The sequence below is a fragment of the Pseudomonas laurylsulfativorans genome (assembly GCF_002906155.1).
GTDB lineage: Bacteria > Pseudomonadota > Gammaproteobacteria > Pseudomonadales > Pseudomonadaceae > Aquipseudomonas > Aquipseudomonas laurylsulfativorans.
In genome coordinates this window covers 19,778-40,317 of sequence record NZ_MUJK01000020.1, presented here as the reverse complement: position 1 = coordinate 40,317, position 20,540 = coordinate 19,778, and the positions used below count along the sequence as shown (strand labels likewise).

General features: G+C 54.7%; 34 protein-coding genes. All 34 read left to right on the top strand.

Annotation, left to right across the window (positions count from 1 at the left end; all coding sequences use genetic code 11):
• Window positions 1-20: 20 nt before the first annotated feature.
• The 34 genes from rpsL to bfr all read left to right on the top strand — a co-directional run bounded on the left by rpsL (window position 21) and on the right by bfr (window position 20,497).
• A complete protein-coding gene (gene rpsL / locus B0D71_RS30470; protein WP_003186084.1) occupies window positions 21-392 on the top strand; it encodes a 30S ribosomal protein S12 in 372 nt (123 codons plus the stop codon).
• 108 nt (window positions 393-500) lie between these two features.
• Complete coding sequence (gene rpsG, locus B0D71_RS30465; RefSeq protein WP_007994653.1) at window positions 501-974, top strand: 30S ribosomal protein S7; 474 nt, start codon at window positions 501-503, stop codon at window positions 972-974.
• A 30-nt stretch (window positions 975-1,004) separates the two neighbouring features.
• Window positions 1,005-3,110 carry an elongation factor G gene (gene fusA, locus B0D71_RS30460; RefSeq protein ID WP_007994652.1) on the top strand — a complete coding sequence of 702 codons (2,106 nt, stop codon included), beginning with the start codon at window positions 1,005-1,007 and terminating at the stop codon, window positions 3,108-3,110.
• A gap of 30 nt (window positions 3,111-3,140) precedes the next feature.
• The gene (gene tuf, locus B0D71_RS30455) at window positions 3,141-4,334 is read left to right on the top strand and encodes an elongation factor Tu (RefSeq protein ID WP_008053875.1); all 1,194 of its coding nucleotides are present in this window, start codon (window positions 3,141-3,143) and stop codon (window positions 4,332-4,334) included.
• Window positions 4,335-4,491: 157 nt separating this feature from the next.
• Entirely contained in the window at window positions 4,492-4,803 is a 312-nt protein-coding gene (gene rpsJ, locus B0D71_RS30450) for a 30S ribosomal protein S10 (protein ID WP_003186070.1), read from the top strand.
• A gap of 80 nt (window positions 4,804-4,883) precedes the next feature.
• Window positions 4,884-5,519 (top strand): 50S ribosomal protein L3, encoded by a 636-nt coding sequence (gene rplC, locus B0D71_RS30445; protein WP_003186059.1) that lies wholly within the window; start codon window positions 4,884-4,886, stop codon window positions 5,517-5,519.
• 12 nt (window positions 5,520-5,531) lie between these two features.
• A complete protein-coding gene (gene rplD / locus B0D71_RS30440) occupies window positions 5,532-6,134 on the top strand; it encodes a 50S ribosomal protein L4 (protein WP_003228735.1) in 603 nt (200 codons plus the stop codon).
• Window positions 6,131-6,430 carry a 50S ribosomal protein L23 gene (gene rplW, locus B0D71_RS30435; RefSeq protein WP_002555488.1) on the top strand — a complete coding sequence of 100 codons (300 nt, stop codon included), beginning with the start codon at window positions 6,131-6,133 and terminating at the stop codon, window positions 6,428-6,430. The genes rplD and rplW overlap by 4 nt, the downstream gene beginning before the upstream one ends.
• Window positions 6,431-6,444: 14 nt before the next feature.
• Window positions 6,445-7,269: a 50S ribosomal protein L2 gene (rplB, locus tag B0D71_RS30430; protein ID WP_008018194.1), complete on the top strand. Its 825-nt coding sequence runs from the start codon at window positions 6,445-6,447 to the stop codon at window positions 7,267-7,269.
• A 16-nt stretch (window positions 7,270-7,285) separates the two neighbouring features.
• Window positions 7,286-7,561: a 30S ribosomal protein S19 gene (gene rpsS, locus B0D71_RS30425; protein ID WP_002555486.1), complete on the top strand. Its 276-nt coding sequence runs from the start codon at window positions 7,286-7,288 to the stop codon at window positions 7,559-7,561.
• 11 nt (window positions 7,562-7,572) lie between these two features.
• Window positions 7,573-7,905 (top strand): 50S ribosomal protein L22, encoded by a 333-nt coding sequence (gene rplV / locus B0D71_RS30420; RefSeq protein ID WP_003103908.1) that lies wholly within the window; start codon window positions 7,573-7,575, stop codon window positions 7,903-7,905.
• A gap of 13 nt (window positions 7,906-7,918) precedes the next feature.
• Window positions 7,919-8,605: a 30S ribosomal protein S3 gene (gene rpsC / locus B0D71_RS30415; protein ID WP_007970424.1), complete on the top strand. Its 687-nt coding sequence runs from the start codon at window positions 7,919-7,921 to the stop codon at window positions 8,603-8,605.
• Window positions 8,606-8,617: 12 nt separating this feature from the next.
• Complete coding sequence (gene rplP, locus B0D71_RS30410; protein WP_003176421.1) at window positions 8,618-9,031, top strand: 50S ribosomal protein L16; 414 nt, start codon at window positions 8,618-8,620, stop codon at window positions 9,029-9,031.
• Window positions 9,031-9,222, top strand: a complete 192-nt coding sequence (rpmC, locus tag B0D71_RS30405; RefSeq protein WP_002555481.1) for a 50S ribosomal protein L29 — start codon at window positions 9,031-9,033, stop codon at window positions 9,220-9,222. The genes rplP and rpmC overlap by 1 nt, the downstream gene beginning before the upstream one ends.
• Window positions 9,223-9,224: 2 nt before the next feature.
• Window positions 9,225-9,491: a 30S ribosomal protein S17 gene (rpsQ, locus tag B0D71_RS30400; RefSeq protein WP_003176419.1), complete on the top strand. Its 267-nt coding sequence runs from the start codon at window positions 9,225-9,227 to the stop codon at window positions 9,489-9,491.
• 23 nt (window positions 9,492-9,514) lie between these two features.
• Window positions 9,515-9,883, top strand: coding sequence for a 50S ribosomal protein L14 (rplN, locus tag B0D71_RS30395; protein ID WP_002555479.1), 369 nt, complete (start codon window positions 9,515-9,517; stop codon window positions 9,881-9,883).
• An 11-nt stretch (window positions 9,884-9,894) separates the two neighbouring features.
• On the top strand, window positions 9,895-10,209 hold the full coding sequence (gene rplX / locus B0D71_RS30390; RefSeq protein WP_003176416.1) for a 50S ribosomal protein L24: 315 nt from the start codon (window positions 9,895-9,897) through the stop codon (window positions 10,207-10,209).
• A 22-nt stretch (window positions 10,210-10,231) separates the two neighbouring features.
• The gene (gene rplE, locus B0D71_RS30385; protein ID WP_003210069.1) at window positions 10,232-10,771 is read left to right on the top strand and encodes a 50S ribosomal protein L5; all 540 of its coding nucleotides are present in this window, start codon (window positions 10,232-10,234) and stop codon (window positions 10,769-10,771) included.
• A 13-nt stretch (window positions 10,772-10,784) separates the two neighbouring features.
• Window positions 10,785-11,090 carry a 30S ribosomal protein S14 gene (gene rpsN / locus B0D71_RS30380; protein WP_003176414.1) on the top strand — a complete coding sequence of 102 codons (306 nt, stop codon included), beginning with the start codon at window positions 10,785-10,787 and terminating at the stop codon, window positions 11,088-11,090.
• A gap of 209 nt (window positions 11,091-11,299) precedes the next feature.
• Entirely contained in the window at window positions 11,300-11,692 is a 393-nt protein-coding gene (gene rpsH / locus B0D71_RS30375; protein WP_003186040.1) for a 30S ribosomal protein S8, read from the top strand.
• 12 nt (window positions 11,693-11,704) lie between these two features.
• Window positions 11,705-12,238, top strand: coding sequence for a 50S ribosomal protein L6 (gene rplF / locus B0D71_RS30370; protein WP_003176412.1), 534 nt, complete (start codon window positions 11,705-11,707; stop codon window positions 12,236-12,238).
• A gap of 10 nt (window positions 12,239-12,248) precedes the next feature.
• Window positions 12,249-12,599, top strand: a complete 351-nt coding sequence (gene rplR, locus B0D71_RS30365; RefSeq protein ID WP_003186037.1) for a 50S ribosomal protein L18 — start codon at window positions 12,249-12,251, stop codon at window positions 12,597-12,599.
• 3 nt (window positions 12,600-12,602) lie between these two features.
• Window positions 12,603-13,103 carry a 30S ribosomal protein S5 gene (gene rpsE, locus B0D71_RS30360; protein WP_003186035.1) on the top strand — a complete coding sequence of 167 codons (501 nt, stop codon included), beginning with the start codon at window positions 12,603-12,605 and terminating at the stop codon, window positions 13,101-13,103.
• Between the two features lie 2 nt (window positions 13,104-13,105).
• Window positions 13,106-13,282, top strand: coding sequence for a 50S ribosomal protein L30 (gene rpmD, locus B0D71_RS30355; protein WP_003176408.1), 177 nt, complete (start codon window positions 13,106-13,108; stop codon window positions 13,280-13,282).
• 3 nt (window positions 13,283-13,285) lie between these two features.
• Window positions 13,286-13,723 carry a 50S ribosomal protein L15 gene (gene rplO / locus B0D71_RS30350; RefSeq protein ID WP_003228720.1) on the top strand — a complete coding sequence of 146 codons (438 nt, stop codon included), beginning with the start codon at window positions 13,286-13,288 and terminating at the stop codon, window positions 13,721-13,723.
• Entirely contained in the window at window positions 13,724-15,052 is a 1,329-nt protein-coding gene (gene secY, locus B0D71_RS30345; RefSeq protein ID WP_003228718.1) for a preprotein translocase subunit SecY, read from the top strand.
• Between the two features lie 24 nt (window positions 15,053-15,076).
• Window positions 15,077-15,193, top strand: a complete 117-nt coding sequence (gene rpmJ, locus B0D71_RS30340; protein WP_002555468.1) for a 50S ribosomal protein L36 — start codon at window positions 15,077-15,079, stop codon at window positions 15,191-15,193.
• Between the two features lie 130 nt (window positions 15,194-15,323).
• Complete coding sequence (gene rpsM, locus B0D71_RS30335) at window positions 15,324-15,680, top strand: 30S ribosomal protein S13 (RefSeq protein WP_009045849.1); 357 nt, start codon at window positions 15,324-15,326, stop codon at window positions 15,678-15,680.
• Window positions 15,681-15,710: 30 nt separating this feature from the next.
• Window positions 15,711-16,100 carry a 30S ribosomal protein S11 gene (gene rpsK, locus B0D71_RS30330; RefSeq protein WP_002555466.1) on the top strand — a complete coding sequence of 130 codons (390 nt, stop codon included), beginning with the start codon at window positions 15,711-15,713 and terminating at the stop codon, window positions 16,098-16,100.
• An 18-nt stretch (window positions 16,101-16,118) separates the two neighbouring features.
• On the top strand, window positions 16,119-16,739 hold the full coding sequence (rpsD, locus tag B0D71_RS30325; protein WP_003176404.1) for a 30S ribosomal protein S4: 621 nt from the start codon (window positions 16,119-16,121) through the stop codon (window positions 16,737-16,739).
• Window positions 16,740-16,761: 22 nt separating this feature from the next.
• Window positions 16,762-17,763: a DNA-directed RNA polymerase subunit alpha gene (locus tag B0D71_RS30320; RefSeq protein WP_007970428.1), complete on the top strand. Its 1,002-nt coding sequence runs from the start codon at window positions 16,762-16,764 to the stop codon at window positions 17,761-17,763.
• 42 nt (window positions 17,764-17,805) lie between these two features.
• Window positions 17,806-18,192, top strand: a complete 387-nt coding sequence (rplQ, locus tag B0D71_RS30315; protein ID WP_007970429.1) for a 50S ribosomal protein L17 — start codon at window positions 17,806-17,808, stop codon at window positions 18,190-18,192.
• Window positions 18,193-18,429: 237 nt separating this feature from the next.
• Window positions 18,430-19,884, top strand: a complete 1,455-nt coding sequence (locus B0D71_RS30310; protein ID WP_103397983.1) for a catalase — start codon at window positions 18,430-18,432, stop codon at window positions 19,882-19,884.
• Between the two features lie 148 nt (window positions 19,885-20,032).
• Entirely contained in the window at window positions 20,033-20,497 is a 465-nt protein-coding gene (bfr, locus tag B0D71_RS30305; RefSeq protein ID WP_085727994.1) for a bacterioferritin, read from the top strand.
• The last annotated feature ends 43 nt before the right edge of the window (window positions 20,498-20,540 follow it).

Below are 20,540 nucleotides of genomic sequence, written 5' to 3'. Positions count from 1 at the left end.
GACAACAGTGGAGCTAGTAGATGGCAACTATCAACCAGCTGGTACGTCAGCCGCGTAAGCGTATCGTCGAGAAATCCGACGTGCCTGCGCTGCAGAACTGCCCGCAACGTCGTGGCGTGTGCACCCGTGTGTACACCACTACGCCGAAAAAACCTAACTCGGCACTGCGTAAAGTATGCCGCGTGCGTCTGACCAACGGTTTCGAGGTTTCCTCGTACATCGGTGGTGAAGGCCACAACCTGCAAGAGCACAGCGTGGTACTGATCCGCGGCGGTCGTGTAAAAGACTTGCCAGGTGTTCGTTACCACACCGTTCGCGGCTCCTTGGATACTTCCGGCGTTAAAGGCCGTAACCAGGGTCGTTCGAAGTACGGTACCAAGCGTCCGAAGTAATCGGTCGTTTTGCAGTTTTTCATTTTATTGAGTCGATAAGAGTAAGGTCGGGCACGTATCCACAGGATCTGTCCCGGGCTAACCTGAAGACCGTTTGAGGGCTTATCAATGCCAAGACGTCGCGTAGCAGCCAAGCGTGAGATTCTGGACGATCCGAAATACGGAAGCCAAATCCTCGCCAAATTCATGAACCACGTAATGGAAAGCGGCAAGAAAGCCGTTGCCGAGCGTATCGTTTATGGTGCCCTGGATACCGTGAAGGCTCGTAAGGCCGGCACCGATCCCCTGGAACTCTTCGAAAAAGCACTCGACGCCATCGCTCCGCTGGTCGAAGTGAAGTCGCGCCGCGTTGGTGGTGCTACTTACCAGGTTCCGGTCGAGGTTCGTCCTTCCCGTCGTAACGCTCTGGCAATGCGCTGGTTGGTAGACTACGCCCGTAAGCGTGGCGAGAAGTCTATGGCTCTGCGTTTGGCTGGCGAACTGTTGGACGCTGCCGAAGGTAAAGGTGCTGCAGTTAAGAAGCGTGAAGACGTGCACCGTATGGCTGAAGCCAACAAGGCTTTCTCGCACTACCGCTTCTAATTTTTGCGTCACTAATTTTGCGAGGGCTTTATGGCTCGTACTACACCGATTAATCGCTACCGTAACATTGGTATCGTTGCTCACGTGGATGCTGGTAAAACCACCACCACCGAGCGCGTCCTTTTTTACACGGGCAAAAGCCACAAGATGGGCGAGGTGCATGACGGCGCCGCGACCACAGACTGGATGGTGCAGGAGCAGGAGCGTGGTATTACCATTACTTCTGCTGCTATTACCGCCTTCTGGCAGGGTTCTGCGAAGCAGCACAAGGACCAGTACCGTTTCAACGTCATCGATACCCCGGGCCACGTAGACTTCACTATTGAAGTTGAGCGTTCCCTGCGTGTACTCGACGGCGCGGTCGTTGTGTTCTGCGGTACTTCCGGCGTTGAGCCTCAGTCCGAAACCGTTTGGCGTCAAGCCAACAAGTACGGTGTTCCACGTATCGTTTACGTGAACAAGATGGACCGTGCCGGTGCGAACTTCCTGCGTGTGATCGCTCAGATCAAGCAGCGCCTGGGTCACACTCCGGTGCCAATCCAGTTGGCTATCGGTTCCGAAGACAATTTCCAGGGTCAGATCGATCTGATGACCATGGAAGCGGTTTACTGGAACGATGCTGACAAGGGTATGACTCCACGTCGCGAAGCTATCCCTGCTGAACTGCAGGAACTGGCTGAAGAGTGGCGCAACAACATGGTTGAGGCTGCGGCTGAAGCCAGCGAAGAGCTGATGAACAAGTACCTCGAAGGTGAAGAGCTCACCATCGAGGAAATCAAGGGTGCTCTGCGTCAGCGTACTATCGCTGGTGAGATCGTTCTGGCTGTTTGCGGTTCTTCCTTCAAGAACAAGGGTGTTCCCCTGGTTCTCGACGCCGTTATCGACTACCTGCCGGCTCCGACCGACATTCCTGCCATCAAGGGTACCGATCCTGATGACGAGGAAAAGCAAATGGAGCGTCATGCAGACGACAACGAGCCGTTCTCGGCTCTGGCGTTCAAGATCGCTACCGACCCATTCGTGGGTACCTTGACTTTCGTCCGTGTTTACTCGGGCGTGTTGGCCTCCGGCGACGGCGTGATCAACTCGGTCAAAGGCAAGAAAGAGCGTGTGGGTCGTATGGTGCAGATGCACGCAAACGCCCGTGAAGAGATCAAGGAAGTACGCGCTGGCGACATCGCGGCCTTGATCGGCATGAAGGACGTCACCACTGGTGAAACCTTGTGCAACGCTGACAAGCCAATCATCCTGGTTCGCATGGACTTCCCGGAGCCGGTTATTTCGGTTGCCGTTGAGCCTAAGACCAAGGATGACCAGGAAAAAATGGGTATCGCTCTGGGCAAGCTTGCTCAGGAAGACCCGTCTTTCCGCGTCAAGACTGATGAAGAGACTGGTCAAACGATCATCTCTGGCATGGGCGAGCTTCACCTGGACATCCTGGTTGACCGGATGCGCCGTGAGTTCAACGTCGAAGCCAACATCGGCAAGCCTCAGGTTTCGTATCGTGAGCGCATCACGAAGAACTGCGAAATCGAAGGCAAGTTCGTTCGTCAGTCCGGTGGTCGTGGCCAGTTCGGCCATTGCTGGATCCGTTTTGCTCCTGCTGACGAAGGTCAGGAAGGTCTGCAATTCGTGAACGAAGTAGTGGGTGGTGTGGTTCCTAAGGAATACATCCCGGCTATCCAGAAGGGTATCGAAGAGCAGATGAAGAACGGCGTAGTTGCCGGCTATCCGCTGATCGGCCTGAAGGCTACCGTGTTTGATGGTTCTTACCACGACGTCGACTCGAACGAGATGGCGTTTAAGGTGGCTGCTTCCATGGCGACCAAGCAACTGGCCCAGAAGGGTGGTGGTGAGTTGCTCGAGCCGATCATGGCGGTAGAGGTTGTTACGCCTGAAGACTATATGGGTGACGTGATGGGCGACCTTAACCGTCGTCGCGGCATGATTCTGGGTATGGAAGACACGGTCTCCGGCAAGGTAATCCGTGCTGAAGTTCCGTTGGGCGAGATGTTCGGTTATGCGACTGACGTTCGTTCGATGTCCCAGGGTCGCGCAAGCTACTCTATGGAATTCAAAAAATACAATACAGCTCCGTCGCACATCGTCGAAACTGTAACCAAAAAACAAGGCTGATTCAGTCCTTTAGGCAAGGAGTTAATTGTCGTGGCTAAAGAAAAATTTGATCGTTCCCTACCGCACGTCAACGTTGGCACCATCGGTCACGTTGACCACGGTAAAACCACTCTGACCGCAGCTCTGACTCGCGTTTGCTCCGAAGTTTTCGGTTCCGCAATCGTTGATTTCGATAAAATCGACAGCGCTCCAGAAGAAAAAGCTCGTGGTATCACCATCAACACCGCGCACGTCGAGTACAACTCGAAGATCCGTCACTACGCTCACGTTGACTGCCCAGGTCACGCTGACTACGTGAAGAACATGATCACCGGTGCTGCCCAGATGGACGGCGCCATCCTGGTTTGCTCGGCCGCTGATGGTCCGATGCCACAAACCCGTGAGCACATCCTGCTGTCCCGTCAGGTAGGCGTTCCGTACATCGTGGTTTTCCTGAACAAGGCTGACCTGGTAGACGACGCTGAGCTGCTGGAACTGGTCGAGATGGAAGTTCGCGACCTGCTCTCCACCTACGACTTCCCGGGCGATGACACTCCAATCATCATCGGTTCGGCTCGTATGGCGCTGGAAGGCAAAGACGACAACGAAATGGGCACCACTGCCGTTCGTAAACTGGTTGAAACCCTGGACAGCTACATCCCAGAGCCAGAGCGTGCTATCGACAAGCCATTCCTGATGCCAATCGAAGACGTATTCTCGATCTCGGGTCGTGGTACTGTTGTGACTGGTCGTATCGAGCGCGGTATCGTTCGCGTTCAAGATGCACTGGAAATCGTTGGTCTGCGTGACACCACCACCACCACCTGCACCGGTGTTGAAATGTTCCGCAAGCTGCTCGACGAAGGTCGTGCTGGCGAGAACTGCGGCGTTCTGCTGCGTGGTACCAAGCGTGACGACGTTGAGCGTGGCCAGGTTCTGGTTAAGCCAGGTTCGGTTAAGCCGCACACCAAGTTCACCGCAGAAGTTTACGTACTGAGCAAGGAAGAAGGCGGTCGTCACACTCCGTTCTTCAAAGGCTACCGTCCACAGTTCTACTTCCGTACTACTGACGTGACTGGTAACTGCCAGCTGCCAGAAGGCGTTGAAATGGTAATGCCAGGTGATAACATCCAGATGGAAGTTACCCTGATCAAGACCATCGCAATGGAAGACGGCCTGCGTTTCGCTATCCGTGAAGGCGGTCGTACCGTCGGCGCTGGCGTCGTAGCTAAAATCATCGAGTAAGCATCTCTTTTGAGATAGCTTCGATGCTTTGAAAGGCCCCCGCTCAGCGGGGGCTTTTTTATTGGGTTGACACCCATCTGGGGCGTCTATAGAATTGCGCCTCCTTTTAACGGGCGTATTGCGCCCGGTGGGAATAGCAGCCGGAGTCTGAAATCCAATGCAAAATCAGCAAATCCGTATCAGGTTGAAGGCTTTCGACCATCGCCTGATCGACCAATCAACCCAGGAAATCGTGGAAACCGCGAAACGTACTGGTGCTCAAGTGCGTGGTCCAATTCCACTGCCTACCCGTAAAGAGCGGTTCACTGTTCTGGTCTCCCCGCACGTCAACAAAGACGCGCGTGACCAGTACGAGATCCGTACTCATAAGCGCGTTCTGGACATCGTCCAGCCAACGGATAAAACCGTTGATGCTCTTATGAAGCTTGATCTTGCGGCCGGTGTGGAAGTGCAGATCAGCCTCGGCTAAGACTCGGTCTTAGTCGTGTAACGCTCTGAAATGGGCGGCCATAGCGGGTGAAAGCCCCGTACACTCATGAGGTTTACAACATGACTATTGGTGTAGTCGGTCGTAAATGCGGTATGACCCGTATTTTCACCGAAGAAGGTGTCTCCATTCCGGTCACGGTCATTGAGATCGAGCCGAATCGCGTCACCCAGTTCAAAACTGAAGAGACCGATGGCTATCGTGCAGTGCAAGTCACTGTCGGCGAGCGTCGTGCTTCGCGTGTAACAGCAGCTCAGGCTGGCCACTTCGCTAAAGCGAACGTTGCCGCTGGTCGTACCGTAATGGAATTCCGCCTTGAAGAAGGCGAGTACCAGGCCGGCGATCTGATCAACGCTGAAATCTTCGCCGCTGGTCAACTGGTTGATGTAACCGGTCAGTCCAAAGGTAAGGGCTTCCAGGGTACGATCAAGCGTTGGAATTTCCGCGGGCAAGATAACACCCACGGTAACTCCGTATCCCACCGCGTTCCAGGCTCTATCGGCCAGTGCCAGACTCCTGGTCGTGTATTCAAGGGCAAAAAAATGTCCGGTCATATGGGCGCTGAGCGCGTGACCGTGCAGTCCCTCGAAGTAGTGCGCGTGGACGCTGAACGCAATCTGTTGTTGGTCAAGGGCGCTGTTCCTGGCGCTACTGGCGGCAACTTGGTTGTACGTCCAGCAGCCAAGGCTCGCGGTTAAGGGGAAGCTGACATGCAATTAAATGTAAATGACGCTCAAGCGATCGAAGTTTCCGAACTGACATTTGGCGGCGAATTCAACGAGACGCTGGTTCACCAAGCAGTCGTAGCCTACATGGCTGGCGGTCGTCAGGGTTCCAAGCAGCAAAAGACCCGTTCCGACGTTCGTGGTGGCGGTAAGCGCCCATGGCGTCAGAAAGGTACTGGCCGTGCTCGTGCCGGTACTATCCGTAGCCCAATCTGGCGTGGCGGCGGTACCACTTTCGCAGCTCGTCCTCAGGATCACTCCCAGAAGCTGAACAAGAAGATGTATCGCGCAGCAATGCGTTCCATCCTTGCTGAGCTGGTGCGTACTGATCGTCTGGTCGTGGTTCAGGATTTCGCCGTTGAAACGCCGAAAACCAAAGACCTGCTGGGCAAGCTGAACAACATGAGCCTGACCGACGTTCTGATCGTGTCGGACGCTGTTGATCAGAACCTGTACCTGGCTGCTCGTAACCTGCCACACGTAGATGTACGTGACGTGCAAGGTTCCGATCCAGTTAGTCTGATCGCATACGACAAGGTGTTGATCACCGTGTCGGCCGTGAAGAAATTCGAGGAGCTGCTGGGATGAACCAGGAACGCGTATTTAAAGTTCTGCTTGGCCCGCACGTTTCCGAGAAGGCTACGGTTCTGGCAGACAAGAAAGGCCAGTTCGTTTTCAAGGTTGCTACCGATGCAACCAAGCTGGAAATCAAGAAGGCCGTCGAAAGCCTGTTCAGCGTGAAAGTAGAGCGTGTTACTACCCTGAATGTTCTGGGTAAGAGCAAGCGCACTGCTCGCGGTCTGGGCAAGCGTAATGACTGGAAGAAGGCAGTTATCTCCCTTCAGCCAGGCCAAGATCTCGATTTCAGCAGCAGTGCTGAGTAAGGAAGGGGTGCATCATGGCAATCGTTAAATGCAAACCGACTTCCCCTGGCCGCCGTTTTGTGGTCAAGGTGGTCAACCAGGAGCTGCATAAAGGCGCTCCTCACGCACCGCTGCTCGAGAAAAAATCGAAGACTGGTGGTCGTAACAACAATGGCCGTATTACCACTCGTCACATCGGTGGTGGTCATAAGCAGCATTACCGTATGGTCGATTTCCGTCGCAACGACAAAGATGGCATCGTCGCCACTGTCGAGCGTATCGAATACGATCCAAACCGTACTGCTCACATCGCACTGCTCTGCTACGCAGACGGCGAGCGTCGCTACATCATCGCCCCTAAAGGCGTAAGTGCTGGCGACACGCTGATCGCAGGTGCCCTGGCTCCAATCAAGCCAGGTAACGCTCTGCAACTGCGCAACATTCCAGTGGGTTCCACTGTACACGGCATCGAATTGAAGCCAGGTAAAGGCGCTCAGATCGCTCGTTCCGCTGGTGCTTCGGCTCAGCTGATCGCTCGTGAAGGCGTGTACGTTACCCTGCGTCTGCGTTCCGGTGAAATGCGTAAAGTCCTGGCTGAATGCCGTGCGACCCTGGGCGAAGTCTCGAACTCCGAGCACAGCCTGCGTTCGCTGGGTAAAGCTGGTGCCAAGCGCTGGCGTGGCGTTCGCCCAACCGTTCGTGGTGTTGCCATGAACCCGGTTGACCACCCACATGGTGGTGGTGAAGGTCGTACCTCTGGTGGTCGTCATCCGGTATCGCCATGGGGCTTCCCGACTAAGGGCGCGAAGACTCGTGGTAATAAGCGTACCGACAAAATGATCGTCCGTCGTCGCAAGTAAATAGAGGGATACGACAGTGCCACGTTCTCTGAAAAAAGGTCCTTTTATCGATCTTCACCTACTGAAGAAGATCGAAGTGGCGGCGGAAAAGAACGATCGCAAACCGGTGAAAACCTGGTCGCGTCGTTCGATGATCCTGCCACAAATGGTCGGTCTGACCATCGCAGTACACAACGGTCGTCAGCACGTCCCAGTTCTCGTGAACGAAGACATGGTCGGCCACAAACTGGGCGAGTTCGCCGGTACCCGCACTTATCGCGGGCACGTGGCAGACAAGAAAGCCAAGCGTTAAGGGGTTAGGAAATGGAAGTAGCCGCTAAGTTGTCGGGCGCTCGAATCTCCGCCCAGAAAGCCCGCTTGGTCGCCGACCAGATCCGCGGGAAGAAGGTGGGCGAAGCGCTCAACCTGTTGGCTTTCAGCAGTAAGAAAGCCGCCGAGATCATGAAGAAAGTGCTGGAGTCGGCCGTAGCCAACGCCGAGCATAACGAAGGCGCAGACGTTGATGACCTGAAGGTCAGCACTGTTTTCGTCAACGAAGGGCGTTCGCTGAAGCGCATCATGCCACGTGCCAAAGGCCGTGCTGATCGCATCGTCAAGCGGTCTTGCCATATCACTGTCAAGGTTGCTGACAAGTAACGGAGTCGAAGAGATGGGTCAGAAAGTACATCCCATTGGCATTCGCCTGGGAATCGTCAAGGAGCACACCTCCGTCTGGTACGCAGACGGTCGGACTTATGCGGACTATTTGCTCGCAGATCTGAATGTGCGTGAGTACCTCCAAGACAAACTAAAAAGCGCGTCCGTAAGCCGTATCGATATCCATCGTCCGGCCCAAACTGCACGCATCACCATCCACACCGCTCGTCCAGGTATCGTTATCGGGAAGAAAGGTGAAGATGTTGAGAAACTGCGTCAGGACCTGACCAAGCAAATGGGTGTGCCTGTGCACATCAATATCGAAGAGATCCGCAAGCCGGAACTCGACGGTATGCTGGTTGCGCAGAGCGTAGCTCAGCAGCTGGAGCGTCGCGTAATGTTCCGTCGCGCTATGAAGCGCGCTGTACAGAACGCAATGCGCATTGGTGCCAAAGGCATCAAAATCCAAGTGAGCGGTCGTCTCGGCGGTGCTGAAATCGCACGTACTGAATGGTATCGCGAAGGTCGTGTGCCATTGCACACCCTGCGTGCCGACATCGACTATGCCAACTACGAAGCTCACACCACTTACGGTGTGATCGGTGTAAAGGTTTGGATCTTCAAAGGCGAAGTAATCGGTGGTCGCCAAGAAGAACTGAAACCACAAGCACCAGCGCCTCGTAAAAAAGCTGCTAAGTAAGGGGTACGCCAAATGTTGCAACCAAAGCGTACGAAGTTCCGCAAGCAGATGACCGGCCACAACCGTGGTCTGGCTCAGCGCGGTAGCAAAGTCAGCTTCGGCGAGTTCGCGCTGAAGTCTGTAGCTCGTGGTCGTCTCACCGCTCGTCAGATCGAGTCAGCGCGTCGTGCTCTGACCCGTCACGTAAAACGTGGCGGCAAGATCTGGATCCGTGTATTCCCGGACAAGCCTATTTCCAAGAAGCCACTCGAAGTTCGGATGGGTAAAGGTAAGGGTAACGTCGAATACTGGGTTGCCCAGATTCAGCCAGGCAAAGTCCTGTATGAAATCGAGGGTGTTTCTGAAGAGCTGGCGCGTGAGGCTTTCGCCCTGGCTGCTGCAAAGCTGCCGCTCGCCACCTCCTTTGTTAAACGGACGGTGATGTGATGAAAGCGAATGAACTTCGTGAAAAATCCGCACAGCAGCTGAACGAGCAACTGCTCGGCTTGCTGCGCGACCAGTTCAATCTGCGTATGCAGAAAGCAACTGGCCAGTTGGGGCAGTCTCATCTGCTCTCGCAAGTTAAGCGTGACATCGCTCGCGTGAAGACTGTGCTCAACCAGCAGGCAGGTAAGTAATCATGGCTGAAGCCGAAAAAACTGTCCGTACGCTGACTGGCCGTGTTGTCAGCGACAAGATGGACAAAACCATCACCGTTCTGATCGAGCGTCGCGTTAAGCACCCGATCTACGGTAAATACGTTAAGCGTTCGACTAAGCTGCACGCGCACGACGAAACCAATCAGTGCCACATCGGCGACAAAGTCACTATTCGTGAAACTCGTCCTTTGGCCAAGACCAAGTCTTGGGCGCTGGTTGATGTTCTCGAACGCGCTGTGGAAGTCTAAGGACTAGGGGTCGGAGAAATTATATGATTCAGACTCAATCCATGCTCGATGTGGCCGATAACAGCGGCGCTCGCCGCGTTATGTGCATCAAGGTGCTGGGTGGCTCCCATCGTCGTTACGCTGGTATCGGTGACATCATCAAAGTTACCGTGAAGGAAGCAATTCCTCGCGGTAAAGTGAAAAAAGGCCAGGTGATGACTGCTGTTGTAGTCCGCACTCGTCACGGCGTACGTCGTGCTGATGGCTCCATTATCCGCTTTGATGGCAACGCTGCTGTTCTGTTGAACAACAAGCAAGAGCCGATCGGCACCCGTATCTTTGGGCCAGTGACCCGTGAACTTCGTACTGAGAAGTTCATGAAGATCGTCTCGCTCGCCCCAGAAGTGCTGTAAGGAGATCCGACATGCAAAAGATTCGTCGTGACGACGAGATCATCGTGATCGCCGGCAAAGACAAAGGTAAGCGCGGTAAGGTGCTTAAGGTTCTCGCTAACAACCGTTTGGTTATTGGTGGTCTGAACCTGGTCAAGCGTCATACCAAGCCTAACCCGATGTCGGGCGTGCAGGGCGGTATCGTCGAAAAAGAAGCTCCACTGGATGCTTCTAACGTCGCCATTTTCAACGGCGAAACCAACAAGGCTGACCGCGTTGGTTTCAAAGTAGAAGACGGCAAGAAAATTCGTGTCTTCAAGTCGACCCAAAAAGCGGTTGATGCTTGAACACTGCTAGGTAGATGAGACCATGGCACGACTAAAAGAGATTTACCGGAAGGAAATTGCTCCGAAACTTAAGGAAGAACTTAAGCTTTCGAACGTGATGGAAGTTCCGCGCGTTACCAAAATCACCCTGAACATGGGTCTGGGCGAAGCGATCGGCGACAAAAAAGTCATCGAGCACGCTGTTGCTGACCTGGAAAAGATCACCGGCCAGAAAGTCGTTGTGACCTACGCTCGCAAATCCATCGCTGGCTTTAAAGTCCGTGAAGGTTGGCCGATCGGCGTCAAAGTGACCCTGCGCCGTGAGCGTATGTACGAGTTCCTGGATCGTCTGCTGTCGATCTCCCTGCCTCGGGTTCGCGACTTCCGCGGCCTGAATGCCAAGTCCTTCGATGGTCGTGGCAACTACAGCATGGGCGTGAAAGAGCAGATCATCTTCCCGGAAATCGACTACGACAAGATCGATGCTCTCCGCGGTCTGGACATCACCCTGACCACCACTGCCAAGAACGATGATGAAGGCCGCGCTCTGCTGCGTGCGTTCAAATTCCCGTTCCGCAACTGATTGGAGTAGGACCATGGCCAAGATGAGCATGAAAAACCGCGAGCTGAAGCGTCAGCTCACGGTTGCCAAGTACGCCAAGAAGCGTGCAGCACTGAAAGCTATCATCGTTGATCTGAACGCAAGTCCAGAAGCGCGTTGGGAAGCTACAGTAGCCCTGCAGAAGCAGCCACGTGACGCAAGCGCTTCGCGCATGCGTAACCGCTGCCGCCTGACCGGTCGTCCACACGGCGTTTACCGCAAGTTCGGCCTCGGCCGTAACAAGCTGCGTGAAGCTGCCATGCGTGGTGACGTACCGGGTCTGGTTAAAGCCAGCTGGTAAGTACTGTCAAAGTCTCGGTGTCCAGGATCGCAAGATCCTGACCACTGGTGGCCTTGAATCTGAATCAAGCCCCTTTTGGGGCTTGATTCATTTCTGGGGTGTGTCTAGAATACCCGGCTCGCCTGAGCCCGTGTTTTTCATGCTCGGAGATTCTCGGCGACACGTAATAGCCGCAAGGCTAATTTTTTTGTATTAGGAGCGTCTAGCCCATGAGTATGCAGGACCCGTTAGCGGACATGCTAACTCGTATCCGTAATGCCCAGATGGCTGAAAAGTCCGTCGTAAGCATGCCATCTTCCACGTTGAAGGTAGCTGTTGCCAAAGTCCTGAAGGACGAAGGTTACATTGCGGGTTATCAGATCAGCAGCGAAATCAAACCTCTGCTGTCCATCGAGCTGAAGTACTTCGAAGGCCGTCCGGTTATCGAAGAAGTGAAGCGCGTTAGCCGTCCAGGCCTGCGTCAGTACAAGTCCGTCGATGATCTGCCAAAAGTTCGTGGCGGTCTCGGTGTGTCTATCGTCTCCACCAACAAGGGTGTGATGACTGATCGTGCTGCGCGCGCTGCCGGTGTCGGCGGCGAAGTTCTTTGCACTGTGTTCTAAGGGGGGATAAGCATGTCTCGCGTCGCTAAGAACCCCGTTAAGCTGCCAGCCGGTGTCGAAGTAAAATTCGCAGGCCAACAGCTTTCGGTGAAGGGTGCCAAGGGCACTCTCGAACTGAACATCCATTCGTCCGTTGAGATCGTTGAAGAGGCTGGTGAGCTGCGTTTCGCTGCTCGCAATGGCGATCAACAGACTCGCGCAATGGCTGGTACCACTCGTGCGTTGGTAAACAACATGGTCCAAGGCGTAAGCCAAGGCTTCGAGCGCAAGCTCCAGCTGGTCGGTGTTGGTTACAAAGCGCAAGCAAAAGGCACAGTGCTGAACCTGGCTCTTGGCTTCTCGCACCCAGTGGATTACGAACTGCCGGAAGGCATCACCGCTGAGACTCCTAGCCAGACCGATATCCTGATCAAGGGCATCGACAAGCAGCTGGTAGGTCAAGTGGCCGCCGAGATCCGCGACTTCCGTCCACCAGAGCCGTACAAAGGCAAAGGTGTGCGCTACGCGGACGAAGTCGTCCGTCGTAAAGAAGCCAAGAAGAAGTAGGGCATAGCAAATGACCGACAAAAAAGTTACTCGACTGCGTCGCGCTCGCAAAGCACGCCTGAAAATGCACGAACTCGAAGTCGTGCGTCTCTGCGTGTTCCGCTCTTCGCAGCACATCTACGCCCAGGTCATTTCGGCCGACGGCAACAAAGTCCTGGCAAGCGCCTCGACTTTGGATAAAGAACTGCGTGATGGTGCCACCGGCAACATCGACGCGGCCACTAAGGTTGGCCAGCTGGTCGCTACGCGTGCTAAGGCCGCTGGCGTCTCGCAAGTGGCTTTCGACCGCTCTGGCTTCAAGTACCACGGCCGCGTTAAAGCGCTGGCTGATGCTGCTCGTGAAGCTGGGCTGGAGTTCTAAGTTATGTCAAATAACGACCAAAAGCGCGACGAAGGCTACATCGAGAAGCTGGTTCAAGTTAACCGCGTAGCCAAAACCGTTAAAGGCGGCCGTATCTTCACTTTCACCGCGTTGACCGTGGTTGGTGATGGTAAAGGCCGTGTTGGCTTCGGCCGTGGCAAGTCGCGTGAAGTGCCTGCTGCGATCCAGAAGGCAATGGAAGCTGCTCGCCGCAACATGATCCAGGTTGATCTGAACGGCACCACCCTGCAGTACGCAATGAAGTCCGCTCACGGCGCTTCGAAGGTGTACATGCAGCCTGCTTCTGAAGGTACCGGTATCATCGCTGGCGGCGCTATGCGTGCTGTCCTCGAAGTTGCTGGCGTTCAGAACGTTCTGGCCAAGTGCTACGGCTCGACTAACCCGGTAAACGTGGTTCACGCCACTTTCAAGGGTTTGAAAGCAATGCAATCTCCTGAATCCATTGCCGCCAAGCGTGGCAAAAGCGTCAAGGAGATCTTCTGATCATGGCTACCGTTAAAGTTACGCTGATCAAAAGCATGACCGGCCGCATCCCTAACCACAAACTGTGCGTTAAGGGTCTGGGTCTGCGTCGCATCGGTCACACTGTAGAAGTCCAGGATACTCCCGAGAATCGCGGGATGATCAACAAGGCTTACTACATGCTGCGTGTCGAGGGTTAATCGATGAAACTCAATGATCTGAGTCCAGCGCCGGGTTCCCGTCGCGAAAAGCATCGTCCGGGCCGTGGTATCGGTAGCGGTTTGGGTAAGACTGGTGGCCGTGGTCACAAAGGTCAGACCTCTCGCTCCGGTGGCACCATTGCTCCAGGCTTTGAAGGCGGTCAACAGCCGCTGCATCGTCGCCTGCCGAAGTTCGGTTTCGTTTCCCTGAAAGCCATGGACCGCGCAGAAGTGCGTCTGTCCGAGCTGGCTAAAGTGGAAGGCGACATCGTCACCGTGCAGTCCCTGAAAGATGCCAACGTGATCAACGTCAACGTACAGCGTGTGAAAATCATGCTGTCCGGTGAAGTGACTCGCGCTGTCACTATCGGCAAGGGAATCGGCGCCACCAAAGGTGCGCGTGCGGCTATCGAAGCAGCTGGCGGCAAGTTCGAGGAATAAATGGCTAAGCAAGGTGCTCTCTCTGCGCTCGGCAAAGGCGGTATGTCTGAACTTTGGGCTCGTCTGCGTTTTCTGTTCCTGGCGATTATCGTCTACCGAATAGGCGCACACATCCCGGTTCCAGGTATCAACCCGGACCGACTCGCGGACCTGTTTCGACAGAATGAGGGGACCATTCTTAGCTTGTTCAACATGTTTTCCGGCGGCGCGCTGGAGCGGATGAGCATCTTTGCACTGGGGATCATGCCGTACATCTCGGCATCGATCATCATGCAGCTGATGACCGCCGTCAGCCCGCAGCTGGAACAGTTGAAGAAGGAAGGTGAAGCTGGCCGTCGCAAGATCAGCCAGTACACCCGCTACGGCACTGTCGTCCTCGCTCTCGTTCAGGCCATTGGCATGTCCATTGGTCTGGCGGGGCAGGGCGTTGCGTTCACTGGTGACTTTGGCTTCCATTTCGTCGCGGTATCCACGTTTGTGGCTGGTGCGATGTTCATGATGTGGCTGGGTGAGCAGATTACTGAGCGTGGTGTTGGCAACGGTATCTCGATGTTGATTTTTTCGGGTATCGTCGCCGGTCTTCCGAGAGCGATCGGGCAGTCTTTCGAGTCTGCGCGTCAGGGTGATATCAACATCTTCGCCCTGGTTGCCATCGGTTTGCTGGCAGTAGCGATTATCGGTTTCGTGGTGTTCATTGAGCGTGGTCAGCGTCGTATTGCTGTTCACTACGCCAAGCGTCAGCAGGGCCGCAAGGTCTTCGCTGCGCAGACCAGCCACTTGCCGCTGAAGGTGAACATGGCCGGTGTTATTCCGGCTATTTTCGCGAGCAGCATTTTGCTGTTCCCGGCTTCGTTGGGTGCCTGGTTCGGTCAGTCTGAAGGTATGGGCTGGTTGCAGGACATCTCGCAGTCGATCGCTCCTGGTCAGCCGTTGAATATTCTGCTGTTTAGTGCAGGGATTATTTTCTTCTGCTTCTTCTATACGGCGTTGATGTTCAATCCGAAAGACGTAGCGGAAAACCTGAAGAAGTCCGGTGCCTTTATTCCGGGCATCCGTCCAGGTGAGCAGTCTGCGCGCTACATTGATGGCGTTCTGACTCGCTTGACCATGTTCGGTGCTCTTTACATGACGGCCGTCTGCCTGTTGCCCCAGTTCCTGGTGGTTGCAGCCAACGTACCGTTCTACCTTGGCGGGACCTCGTTGCTGATCGTCGTCGTGGTTGTGATGGACTTCATGTCCCAAGTACAATCGCACCTCGTTTCGCACCAGTACGAATCCCTGATGAAGAAAGCCAACCTGAAGGGTTACGGCAGCGGCATGCTGCGCTGACCCATAAGGTTCGAGGAGTTGGTGATGAAAGTTCGTGCATCGGTGAAAAAGCTGTGCCGTAACTGCAAGATTATTCGCCGCGAAGGTGTTGTTCGAGTAATTTGCAGCGCGGAACCGCGTCACAAACAGCGCCAAGGCTGAGTGTGATTGTGCTTCAAGCCCGGCAGCTAGTGCGCTGCCGGGTTGATTATTTGTTATTACAGCGATATTATCTCGCGCCCTATTTCTTGGCTTCCGGGGCGTAGGTAGCTGTCAATTGGAGTCCCACTGAATGGCCCGTATTGCAGGCGTTAACATTCCAGATAACAAGCATACTGTTATCTCGCTGACCTACATCTATGGTGTTGGTCGCACTACTGCACAGAAAATTTGTGCAGAGACTGGGGTAAACCCAGCAGCAAAGATCAAAGATCTGAGCGACGAGCAAATTGAACAGCTGCGTGGCGAAGTGGCGAAGTTCACCACTGAAGGTGACCTGCGTCGCGAAATCAACATGAAAATCAAGCGCTTGATGGACCTCGGTTGCTATCGCGGTCTGCGTCATCGTCGCGGTCTTCCAGTACGCGGTCAGCGTACCAAGACCAACGCGCGTACCCGTAAAGGTCCGCGTAAGCCGATCCGCAAGTAATCGCCCCAGCGAATCGACAGGAATTTAATCATGGCAAAACCTGCTGCTCGTCCTCGTAAAAAAGTTAAAAAGACAGTGGTTGATGGCATCGCCCACATCCATGCATCTTTTAACAACACCATCGTGACCATTACCGACCGTCAAGGTAACGCTCTTTCCTGGGCTACCTCCGGTGGTTCGGGTTTCCGCGGTTCCCGCAAGTCCACCCCGTTTGCTGCTCAAGTAGCTGCTGAACGTGCTGGTCAAGCTGCGCTGGAATACGGCCTGAAAAACCTCGACGTCAACGTCAAAGGTCCAGGTCCAGGTCGTGAATCCGCAGTCCGCGCTTTGAACGGCTGTGGCTACAAGATCGCCAGCATCACCGACGTGACGCCAATCCCGCACAACGGGTGCCGTCCGCCGAAGAAGCGCCGCGTGTAATCCAGGAGATTGTAAAGAATGGCTCGTTACATTGGTCCAAAATGCAAACTCGCTCGTCGCGAAGGCACCGATCTCTTCCTGAAGAGCGGCGTGCGCGCGATCGAATCGAAGTGCAACATTGAAGCAGCACCTGGTATCCACGGCCAACGCCGCGGTCGCCAGTCCGACTACGGCACCCAACTGCGTGAAAAGCAGAAGGTCCGTCGTATCTACGGCGTTCTCGAGCGTCAGTTCAGCGGCTACTACAAAGAAGCTGCTGGCAAGAAAGGTGCAACCGGTGAGAACCTGCTGCAACTGCTCGAATGCCGTCTGGACAACGTTGTATACCGTATGGGCTTTGGTTCGACTCGTGCCGAATCCCGTCAGCTGGTATCGCACAAGTCGATCAGCGTAAACGGTCAGACCGTTAACGTTCCGTCTTACCAGGTTCGTGCTGGTGACGTGGTTGCTGTTCGCGAGAAAGCAAAAAATCAACTTCGCATTGTCCAAGCTCTCGATCTGTGTGCCCAACGTGGCCGCGTAGAATGGGTAGAAGTAGACACTGAGAAGAAGTCGGGCGTTTTCAAGAACGTTCCAGCTCGCAGTGATCTGTCCGCCGACATCAACGAAAGCCTGATTGTCGAGCTCTACTCCAAGTAAGGGCTAGAAAATAGGTGCATCCATGCAGATTTCGGTAAATGAGTTCCTGACACCCCGCCACATTGATGTGCAGGTTGTCAGTCCAACCCGCGCCAAAATCACTCTCGAGCCTCTCGAGCGTGGTTTCGGCCATACCCTGGGCAACGCGCTGCGCCGCATCCTGTTGTCCTCAATGCCCGGCTGTGCAGTAGTCGAGGCCGAGATTGACGGTGTGCTCCACGAGTACAGCGCCATCGAAGGTGTACAGGAAGACGTAATTGAAATCCTGTTGAACCTTAAAGGTCTGGCTATCAAGCTGCACGGTCGTGACGAAGTTACGCTGACCTTGTCGAAGAAGGGTTCGGGGGTGGTTACCGCTGCCGATATTCAGCTGGATCATGATGTCGAGATCGTTAATCCCGATCACGTAATCGCTAACCTGGCGTCTAACGGCGCCCTGAACATGAAGCTCGTGGTAGCTCGTGGTCGTGGTTATGAACCGGCAGACTCGCGTCAGAGCGATGAAGACGAAAGCCGCAGCATCGGTCGCTTGCAGCTTGATTCTTCGTTCAGCCCGGTTCGCCGTATCGCATACGTGGTGGAAAACGCCCGTGTCGAGCAGCGTACTAACCTGGACAAGCTGGTTATTGATCTGGAAACCAACGGTACTCTGGATCCTGAAGAGGCTATTCGCCGCGCTGCAACCATTCTGCAACAGCAGTTGGCTGCGTTCGTCGACCTCAAAGGTGACAGTGAGCCAGTGGTTGTCGAGCAGGAAGACGAGATCGATCCGATCCTGCTTCGCCCGGTTGACGATCTGGAACTGACTGTACGTTCGGCTAACTGCCTTAAGGCGGAAAACATTTACTACATCGGTGACCTGATTCAGCGTACCGAAGTGGAACTGTTGAAGACTCCGAACCTGGGCAAGAAATCCTTGACTGAAATCAAGGACGTTCTGGCCTCCCGCGGTCTGTCCCTCGGCATGCGCCTCGACAACTGGCCGCCTGCAAGTCTTAAGAAGGACGACAAGGCGACTGCCTGATCGTCGTAATCACCGAACGTAGTGTTTGGTAAGGAATGAACCATGCGTCATCGTAAAAGTGGTCGTCACCTGAGCCGCACCAGCTCGCACCGCAAGGCCATGTTCCAAAACATGGCGGTGTCGCTGTTCGAGCACGAGCTGATCAAAACTACTCTGCCAAAAGCCAAAGAACTGCGCCGCGTTGCCGAGCCGCTGATCACTCTGGCCAAGACAGATAGCGTTGCTAACCGTCGTCTGGCTTTCGACCGTACTCGTTCGAAAGCTATCGTTGGTAAGCTCTTCAACGACCTGGGCAAGCGTTACGCTACCCGTGAGGGTGGCTACCTGCGCATCCTCAAGTGCGGTTTCCGCGCTGGCGACAACGCGCCTATGGCGTACGTCGAGTTGGTTGATCGTGCTACTGCTGGCGAAGCTGTATCCGCCGAGTAAGACGTCAGTCTGAAACAAAGAGCCGGGCCTAGTGCCCGGTTTTTTGTGCCTGTAAGAAACGCGCCGTTCGTACAATCCTCGAATCCTTCCCGTTGTCATTATGGGATGGGGATGATCATTAGTATTTCTCTATCGATGTCTGCAGGTTAATGAATTTGTAGCTGTCATATTGATGATCAATACTCCTTCTCAGCCGATTAGCCGGCAGTTAAAGACCGACAGAGGAAGGAATTTCGCATGAGCCAAAACACAACGCTTACTACCGCCAGTGGCGCTCCTGTTGCCGATAACCAGAATTCCCGTTCCGCCGGCTCTCGTGGCCCGCTGCTGCTCGACGACTTCCACCTGATCGAGAAGCTTGCCCACTTCAACCGTGAAAACATCCCTGAGCGCCGTGTGCACGCCAAAGGCTCGGGTGCTTACGGTACGTTCACCGTGACACGCGATATCAGCCAATACACCAGTGCCAAGCTGTTCGAAGCGGTTGGCAAGCAAACTCCAACGTTCCTGCGATTTTCCACTGTGGGTGGTGAGCGCGGTTCGGCCGATACCGAGCGCGATCCGCGTGGATTTGCCCTGAAGTTTTACACCGAGGAAGGTAACTGGGACATCGTCGGCAACAACACTCCCGTGTTCTTCATTCGCGATCCACTGAAGTTTCCAGACTTTATCCACACCCAGAAACGTTTGCCGCAAAGCAACCTGAAGAGTGCCCAGATGATGTGGGACTTCTGGTCGCATTCGCCCGAGGCGTTGCATCAGGTCACCATCCTGTTCTCCGACCGAGGCATTCCTGACGGCTACCGTCACATGCACGGCTTTGGTAGCCACACTTACAGCCTTATCAACGCTCAAGGTGAGCGTCACTGGGTGAAGTGGCACTACAAAACCCAGCAAGGGATCAAGAACCTTGCTCCTGCCGAGGCTGCGCGCCTGGCGGGTACCGATCCGGATTACGCCCAGCGCGACCTGTTCAATGCGATCGAGCAGGGTGATTTCCCAAAATGGCGAGTGTGTATTCAGATCATGACCGAGGCGCAGGCGGCTGCGCATTACGAGAACCCGTTTGATGTGACCAAAACCTGGTCGCAGAAAGAGTTTCCACTGATTGAAGTGGGCGAACTGGAGCTCAATCGCAATCCGCAGAATTACTTTGCGGAAGTCGAGCAGGCGGCGTTCGGTCCCAGCAATATGGTGCCGGGCGTTGGTCTCTCGCCGGATCGTATGCTGCAAGGCCGGGTATTCGCTTATGCGGATGCGCACCGCTACCGTGTCGGCACCAATCACCAACAACTGCCAGTCAATGCTCCGCGCAGCTCGGTCAACACTTACCAGCGCGACGGCTCGATGGCATTTGGCAGCAATGGCGGTGCGGCGCCGAACTACGAGCCAAACAGCTACGTCGAGTCGCCGAAGCAGGCGCCTCGTTACGCAGAGCCAGCATTGGCCCTGAGCGGTGCAGCCGATCGTTATGATCACCGCGAAGATACCGACTACTACAGTCACGCCGGTGCATTGTTCCGCTTGATGTCTGACGAGCAGAAATCACTGCTGGTTGGCAACATCGCCGGCGCGATGGCGGGTGTCTCGAGTGACGTGGTTGATCGCCAGTTGCAGCATTTCTTCAAGGCCGACCCGGCGTATGGAGAAGCAATCGCAAAGCTGCTCAACGTACAGCTTAACGAAGTCTAAATGAGAAGCAGAACCGCCCTTGTTTGGGCGGTTTTTGCGTTATTTAAGCTACTTTTCTCAGAATATCTTCGCTTTTATTGCGTCTTCAGGGTGACGATATGGCCGAGTTGGTTCAAACTACAACTTTCAAGCAGGGAGATGTAGGGCGATGCTAGGCCACCCAGATGTGATCGATTACCTCAACACGTTGCTGACCGGCGAATTGGCTGCGCGTGATCAATATTTCGTCCATTCGCGGATGTATGAGGACTGGGGTTTCACCAAGCTCTACGAACGAATCAACCACGAGATGGAAGAAGAGGCCGGGCACGCTGATGCTCTGATGCGCCGGATTCTGATGCTCGAAGGCACGCCGCGCATGCGTCCGGACGATCTCGATGTCGGCACCACGGTCACCGAGATGCTCGAAGCGGATTTGCGCCTGGAGTACAAGGTGCGGGCCGCGCTGTGCAAGGGCATCAAGCTCTGCGAGCAACACAAGGATTATGTCAGCCGCGAAATGCTGCGGGTTCAATTACATGACACTGAAGAAGATCACACCTACTGGCTCGAAAAGCAGTTGGGTCTGATCAAGTTGATCGGGCTTGAAAACTACCTGCAATCCCACGCCTGATTCAGCAGATACAAAAAAGCCCCTGTCACTGATGAAGTGACAG